The sequence below is a fragment of the Streptomyces sp. NPDC051976 genome, assembly GCF_040680795.1.
GTDB lineage: Bacteria > Actinomycetota > Actinomycetes > Streptomycetales > Streptomycetaceae > Actinacidiphila.
In genome coordinates this window covers 1-5,826 of the sequence record NZ_JBFAXL010000132.1, presented here as the reverse complement: position 1 = coordinate 5,826, position 5,826 = coordinate 1, and the positions used below count along the sequence as shown (strand labels likewise).

General features: G+C 65.9%; 6 protein-coding genes. 5 read left to right on the top strand and 1 reads right to left on the bottom strand.

Annotated elements, in window-relative coordinates; translation table 11 throughout:
* Positions 1-344 precede the first annotated feature (344 nt).
* On the bottom strand, positions 345-1,337 hold the full coding sequence (locus AB0M29_RS44905; RefSeq protein WP_365393596.1) for an AraC family transcriptional regulator ligand-binding domain-containing protein: 993 nt from the start codon (positions 1,335-1,337) through the stop codon (positions 345-347).
* Between the two features lie 257 nt (positions 1,338-1,594).
* Here AB0M29_RS44905 and AB0M29_RS44900 point away from each other — a divergent pair, with 257 nt between their 5' ends.
* The 5 genes from AB0M29_RS44900 to AB0M29_RS44880 all read left to right on the top strand — a co-directional run bounded on the left by AB0M29_RS44900 (position 1,595) and on the right by AB0M29_RS44880 (position 5,735).
* The gene (locus AB0M29_RS44900) at positions 1,595-2,782 is read left to right on the top strand and encodes a lipid-transfer protein (protein WP_365393594.1); all 1,188 of its coding nucleotides are present in this window, start codon (positions 1,595-1,597) and stop codon (positions 2,780-2,782) included.
* Positions 2,782-3,258 carry a MaoC family dehydratase N-terminal domain-containing protein gene (locus AB0M29_RS44895; protein WP_365393592.1) on the top strand — a complete coding sequence of 159 codons (477 nt, stop codon included), beginning with the start codon at positions 2,782-2,784 and terminating at the stop codon, positions 3,256-3,258. The genes AB0M29_RS44900 and AB0M29_RS44895 overlap by 1 nt, the downstream gene beginning before the upstream one ends.
* On the top strand, positions 3,255-3,665 hold the full coding sequence (locus AB0M29_RS44890; protein ID WP_365393590.1) for a MaoC/PaaZ C-terminal domain-containing protein: 411 nt from the start codon (positions 3,255-3,257) through the stop codon (positions 3,663-3,665). Before AB0M29_RS44895 ends, AB0M29_RS44890 begins: the two co-directional genes overlap by 4 nt.
* 63 nt (positions 3,666-3,728) lie before the next feature.
* Positions 3,729-4,556 carry an SDR family oxidoreductase gene (locus AB0M29_RS44885; protein ID WP_365393588.1) on the top strand — a complete coding sequence of 276 codons (828 nt, stop codon included), beginning with the start codon at positions 3,729-3,731 and terminating at the stop codon, positions 4,554-4,556.
* 12 nt (positions 4,557-4,568) lie between these two features.
* Positions 4,569-5,735 (top strand): acyl-CoA dehydrogenase family protein, encoded by a 1,167-nt coding sequence (locus AB0M29_RS44880; protein WP_365393586.1) that lies wholly within the window; start codon positions 4,569-4,571, stop codon positions 5,733-5,735.
* The last annotated feature ends 91 nt before the right edge of the window (positions 5,736-5,826 follow it).

Sequence of the window (5,826 nt, the reverse complement as noted above, 5' to 3'; positions counted from 1 at the left end):
GCTACAACCTGCCCACGCCCAACCGCCGACCTGAAACCGACTCGAAACCGGTCACAAGATCCCTCCCCACACCACGTCGGTGGATCGAGGCTTAGTCACCACAATGATCACGAAGCCCGTGCCTGCCCTGTTACGCGCCCCAACCGATCACAACCTGACCAGCCGCACGACCCCGGAACTTGCAACCGCCCTGCCCCACGTGACGCTCGAATGACCACGAAGCTGACCAGGGCCGCCGCGGCGACGCGAAGGGCAGGAGGCTCGCTGCCCCGTCGGCGGCGAGCGGCCCGGATCGTCACGCCGCATACAGCTACGATCCGGATGACATTTCTGCAGCATTCGGGTCAAGGGCGCGGCTTGTAGGTGCCGGGTGCGGCGTTGGTCCAGCGGCGGAACGCGCGCCGAAATGCGCTTGGCTCGGAGAAGCCCAGGCGGGCGGCGAGGGCATTGACGGACTCGTCTCCGCGTTCCAGGCTGGCGATCGCAGCTTGTCGCATGATGTCCTCCTTGATCATGCCGATCGAAGTGTTCTCGGCTCTCAGCAGGCGGCGCAGGTGTTGTGCGCTGATGTTGAGTCGCCCGGCCGCCTCTTCCGCTGTCGGCCACGCGCCACGTAGTCCGTGGTCCAGGATGGTTCGGACTTGCTGTTCGATCGAGGATTCGTAGTCTCGGCGGCGGAACCACACGCGGGGTTGGTCGTTGAGGTATCCGTCGAGGTCGTCCTCGGTTCGCACGACCGGGTAGGTGAGCTGGTCGGCGGAGAGCACCAGGCGAAGTTCTGCCCGCTTGAGCTTGGGGTGCACGCCAAAGAGGGTTTCGTATTCCGCGACATATGGCGGCGCCGGCCACGGCAGTTCCACCGCGGCCAGCGGCAGGCGGCGGCCGACCGCCCAGGCGAGCATCCGATGGGTGAGTACCGCGACGAATTCAGCGCCGACGTGCTCCGGGTCTTTGAAGCCGGCGGTATCGAGTTCGACGGTGACCAGGGCGGTCGACTCGCTGACCGTCGTCTTCGGCATCCCAGTCAGCACGTTGCTGGCTTGTGCCATGCGGCGCAGCAGGGACCGAAGGTCCGGGACGTGGATGGCTGAGCGCATCATCAGCGCGAACGATCCCAGCGGTGTTGGAGGACCGAGTCCGAACAGTTCGTCGCCGGTGAGCATCCACATCTCTTGGACGAGGGCGGCGGACTGCGCGATGTTCACCGGCCCCGCGGGAAGGCCGTCGGTTGCGGCGATACCGAGCCGGTGAAGAAGCTGCGGCATGTCGAGGCCCTCGCGCGTCCCGAGGACGGTGAGCCGGCGGCTGAAGTTCGTAAGGAGGGTCTCGCGGGACACGCGCTGATTTTACGGCAGCCTCCGGCGATGCGCGCTGCGGTCACAAAGGACGCGAGGAATGGTCCTGGGGCGACCACAGGTGTGCGCCTACGTTTGGAAGCGGCGCAGAGCTTCGTCGAGATCTTCGACGAAGCTCGTCGGATGTCGGCCCGTAGCTGTATCCGCCGGCTGCCGCCGCATCCTGTCTCGGCCTCCCTCACCCCGCTTTCCGCGCAAGATCGCCGAGTGATGGCCGCTACGACTGAAGGGATCTGTTCATGCAATCCGTTGTGATGGCCGGGGTCGGCATGGTGCCGTTCACCAAACCCGGGCGCGGCGAGACCTACGACGTCATGGGCGAGATGGCCGCGCGGGCCGCGCTCACCGACGCGGGAATCGAGTACAGAGCGATTCAGCAGGCATATGTCGGATACGTCTACGGGGACTCGACCAGCGGCCAGGCCGCGCTCTACGGGGTGGGCCTGTCCGGAATCCCGATCATCAACGTGAACAACAACTGCGCGACCGGGTCGAGTGCGCTGTTCCTGGCCCGGCAGGCAGTGGCATCGGGCAGTGTGGACTGTGCCCTCGCCCTCGGTTTCGAGCAGATGAGCCCGGGTGCGCTCGGCAGCGTGTTCACCGACCGTCCGGCGCCGCTCGATCGCTTCGAACACGCGCGTGACCTGGTGCAGGGCAGCGACCCGCAGGCTCCGATGGCGGCGCAGTTCTTCGGCGGCGGCGGCCAGGCATACGTCGACGAGTACGGAATCGATCCGGCCGTGTTCGCGCAGATCTCCGTCAAGTCGCGTCGGCATGCGGCCAACAATCCGTATGCCGTGTTCCGCGACCTGGTCACCGTCGAGGAGGTGCTCGCATCGCCCCCGATCTACGGCCCGCTGACACGGCTGCAGTGCTGTCCGCCCACCTGCGGTGCCGCGGCGGCGGTGGTGTGTACCCCGGAGTTCGCCCGTGCGCACGGCCTCGATCCGCGGGTCGTGATCAAGGCGCAGAGTCTGACTACGGACACGCGAAGCACCTTCGAGACCGGTGACATGCGGCAGGTGATCGGCTATGACCTCGCGGTCAACACGGCGGCCGCGGTCTACGAGGAGGCGGGGGTGGATCCGCTGGACCTGCGGGTGGTCGAGTTGCACGACTGCTTCACCACCAATGAGTTCCTCACCTACGAGGCACTCAGCCTCACGCCGATCGGTACTGCCGAGAAGTTCGTCCGCGACGGTGAGAACACCTACGGCGGCCAGGTTGTCACCAATCCCTCCGGCGGCCTGCTCTCCAAGGGCCATCCGTTGGGCGCGACGGGCCTTGCGCAGGCTGCCGAACTCGTCTGGCAGTTGCGCGGGACCGCGGGGGACCGCCAGGTCGAGGGCGCGTCGATCGCGCTGCAGCACAATCTCGGCCTGGGCGGTGCGTGTGTCGTCACCCTCTACGAGAAGGTCGACGGCTGATGCCCCTCGATCAATCGGTCATCGCGACGGACACCGGTGGCGGCACGATGCTGATCACCCGCAGCCTGCTACGCCGGTTCGCCGCGGCGACAGGCCAGGACGATCCCGTCTACATCGACGTCGACGCTGCACGCGCCGCCGGGCATCCTGACCTGCCGGTGCCTCCGACCTTCTTCTTCAGCGTCGATCTGGAATCCGCGGATCCCGCGGTGTACCTGGCGGACCTCGGAGTGGATCTGCGCACCGTTCTGCACGGCGAGCAGGAGTTCATTTACCACCGCATGGCTCACGCCGGCGAGGAACTCTCGACCACTTCCCGGATCGTGGACGTGTCCAGCAAGAAGGGTGGCCTGCTGGAGTTCCTGCGGCGCGAGACCGCTGTACGCGGCCAGGACGGCGCCATCGTGTGCGTCATGCGCACAGTCCTGGTGGTCCGTAACCCGCCCGCCGCCGGGGCCTGCAAGGAGGCGGGATGAACATCCCCGCCTACGAGGTGGGCACACAGTTGCCGTCGCTTGAAATACCACCGATCTCTCGTACGACGCTCGCGCTGTTTGCCGGTGCCTCGGGCGACCACAATCCGATCCACATCGATCTCGATGTGGCCAAGTCCGCCGGCCTCGACGACGTTTTCGCCCACGGCATGCTGTCGATGGCGTACCTCGGCCGCCTATTGGCCGGCGCCTTCCCTCAGCACGGACTGCGTTCCTGGAAGGTGCGCTTCACCGCCATCACCCCGGTGCATGCCGCGCCGACGTGCACCGGCACGGTCAGCGCGATCGACGAGGCCAACGGCGAGCGGCTCGCGATCATCGACGTGTGCGTCACCACGGACAGCGGTGTCGAGACCCTGCTTGGCCAGGCCGTCATCGCACTGGACTGAGCCCGGCCACCCCACCTACCCATCCCCGAGCCGGACAAAAAAGAACGAAGGACGAGCCAGGCTATGGGAAAGCTGGACGGAAAGACTGCGATCGTCACCGGGGCAGGCCGCGGCATCGGCCGCGCCGTCGCCCTCAAGCTCGCGGCGGAGGGCGCGAACGTCGTGGTCAACGACCTCGACGCGGGCCCTGCCCAGGAGACGGTGAACGAGATCGCGGCGATCGGCGGCGCGGCGCGTGAGTGCGGCGGAAGTGTGACCGAGGACGGCTTCGCCGAGAGGTTCGTCGACACCGCCGTCAAGACATTCGGCGGCGTGGACATCGTCATCAACAACGCGGGTTACACCTGGGACAACGTCATCCAGAAGATGACCGACGAGCAGTTCGACACCATCATGGACGTGCACCTGAAGTCGCCGTTCCGCATCCTGCGCGCCGTGCAGCCGGTCATCAGCCGGGCGTCTCGCGCAGAACGGGAAACCGGAACTTGCGTTCATCGGAAGGTGGTCAACATCTCCTCGGTCGCCGGAGTGTTCGGAAACGCGGGACAGGCGAACTACGCCGCGGCCAAGAGCGGCGTCATCGGCATGACCAAAACGCTCGCGAAGGAGTGGGGCCGGTACACGGTCAATGTCAACTGCGTCGCGTTCGGGTTCATCGAGACCCGGCTTACCGCCGCTGCTGCGGACGCGTCGTCCACCATCGAGATCGAGGGCCGCGAGATCAAGGTCGGCGTAAATCCGCAACTGCTGGAGATGCTGAAGGCCGCGATCCCGCTGGGGCGTCCTGGGACTCCCGAGGAGGCTGCAGGCTCCGTCGTGATGCTCACCTACCCGGAGTCCGACTACGTCAGCGGCCAACTGCTGGTCGCCAGTGGCGGGTTCGAGGGCTGAGGAAAAGAGTCGATGAGTAACTTCACTCCCGGTTCTCCCGGCTATGTCTCGCCGTGGCGCGACGAGGAAACGCATGCGCTCGGAAAGCTCGCCGAGAGCTTCTTCCAGCGCGAACTCGTGCCCCATCGCGAGAAGTGGGAGTCGCAGCACCACGTGGACCGCGCGGTATGGGAAAAGGCGGGCGAGCTGGGCCTGCTGTGCTGCTCGATTCCTACCGAGTATGGCGGAGGCGGCGGTACCTACGCCCACGACATCGCCGTGATAGAGGCCCAGGCGCGAACCGGGGAGATGAGCTTCGGCAACTTCGTGCACAGCGGTATCGTCGCCCACTACTTGCTCGCTTACGGAACACAGGAACAACAGCAGGCGTGGCTGCCCAAGATGGCCTCCGGCGAGGTGATCGCCTCTGTGGCGATGACCGAACCCGGCGCCGGCAGCGATCTTCAGTCCATCCGTACCACTGCCCTCAAGGACGGTGACGAGTACGTCATCAACGGGGCGAAAACCTTCATCACCAACGGCCGGCTGACCGACCTCGTGGTCTTGGCCGCGAAGACGGATCCAACGGCCAGGGGACGAGGGGTCTCGCTGCTGTTGGTCGAATCGACCCGTCTCGGCTTCTCCCGGGGGCGCGATCTCGAAAAGATCGGCCAACACGGCGCGGACACGACCGAACTGTTCTTCGACGACGTCCGCGTACCGGTCGGCAACCTGCTGGGTGCCGTCGAGGGCCAGGGTTTCCGGCAGTTGATGTCGCAACTCGGTCAGGAGCGGCTCGCGATCGCAGTGATCGCCGTGAGCACGATGGAGGCCGCCATCCGGCACACCATCGATCACGTCAAGGCGCGCGAGCTCTTCGGGCGGTCTCTCTTCGAATTCCAGAACACGAAATTCGTCCTCGCCGAGGCGGCCACCGTCGCCCACATCTCCCGCACCTTCCTCGACTCCTGCATCACACGCCATTTGGAGGGGACGCTTGATGCGGCTGGAGCAGCGATGGCCAAGTGGTGGCTGACCGAGCAGCAATGCCTCGTGATCGACAGCTGTCTCCAGTTGTTCGGCGGATACGGATACATGCGCGAGTACCCCGTCGCCCGGATGTTCGCCGATGCGCGGGTGCAGCGGATCTACGGCGGCGCTAACGAGCTCATGAAGGAACTCGTGGCGCGCGCCCTCTAAGCCTCGATCCACCGACGTGGTGTGGGGAGGGATCTTGTGACCGGTTTCGAGTCGGTTTCAGGTCGGCGGTTGGGCGTGGGCAGGTTGTAGC